The 1,143-nt window shown below is 80.8% G+C and carries 1 pseudogene; it reads left to right on the forward strand.

The features are described from left to right. Window positions 1-224: 224 nt before the first annotated feature. A pseudogene (locus ABEB16_RS20275) lies at window positions 225-1,143 on the forward strand (FtsK/SpoIIIE domain-containing protein); the annotation flags it as partial.

The following is a 1,143-nucleotide window of genomic DNA, read 5'->3' on the forward strand; positions in this document are numbered from 1 at the left end:
CGGCGACCAGTCCCGTCCGCTGCGGGCGAACCCGCCGCGCGCGGGTGCGGCGGGTCCGGCGGCCGTGCGCCGGACGGGTGCTCCGCCTGCCCCGTCCGGGGGCCGCACCGGCCCGGGCGGGCCGTGCGCGCCCGGGCCGCACCGATCCTGGGAGGCGGCCCGGGCCGCGGGCGGCAGGACCGGGAACGCACCCACGAGGACGGGATCGGAGGACGAGGACCCGGATGCGGTTGAACCTCACCGTCGTCGACCCCGCCCGGGGGCTCGTCGAGGACGTGGTGCTCGACGCCGACCCGGCCAGCCCCGTCGCCGACGTGGCGCGCGCCCTGGCCGCCGCCGCCGGCACCGGGCCCGGCACCCTGCACGTCGACGGCACCGCCGTGCCCGGCGGGCAGGCGCTCGCCGACAGCGCGCTGCGCGAGGGTGGCGTCGTCAGCGTGGGCGACCCCGCCGGCGGCCTGCCCGCCGAACCCGACGGCGTCGTGGAGCTGCGCGTGGTGGGCGGCCCCGGGTGCGGGGTCGTGCACCGCCTGCGCCCCGGGCGCGCCACCGCCGGTTCCGGCGACGCCGACACCGTGCGCCTGGCCGGTGCCGCCACGGCATCCGGTGCCCTCCTCCTCGACGTCGACGGCTCCGGCGCCGTCCTCGTGGGCGCCCCGGCCGGCGGTGCCCGGCTCGGGGCGGGCGACGCCGACGACGCCGACGGCGAGGACCCCGGTGGCGACCCCGGCGACGGGGTGGACCTGGACGCCGAACCCCGGCCCTGGCCGCCCGGCACCCCGCTGCGGGTGGGCGCGGTGCTGCTGGAGGTGGCCGTCCCCACCCCGCCCGACGCGGCGCTGCAGCCCACCGGCGACGGCACGCTCGACTACAACCGGCCGCCGCGGCTGCTGCCCCGCGAGCACAGCACCCGCTTCCGGCTGCCGACGCCCCCCGCCGAGCCCGTGCGGCGGCCCCTGCCCGTCATCGCCGCGCTGCTGCCCCTGGTCAGCAGCGTCGCCATGGTGCTCTACACGCACAACCCGTACTTCCTGCTGCTCGGCGTGCTCAGCCCCCTGGCGCTGCTCGGCAACACCCTCGTCGACCGCCGGCACGGGCGCACCAGCCACCGCGCGCAGCTCGCCGAGCACCGCGCGCGCCGCG

The organism is Kineococcus glutinatus (assembly GCF_039542765.1).
GTDB classification, from domain to species: domain Bacteria; phylum Actinomycetota; class Actinomycetes; order Actinomycetales; family Kineococcaceae; genus Kineococcus_A; species Kineococcus_A glutinatus.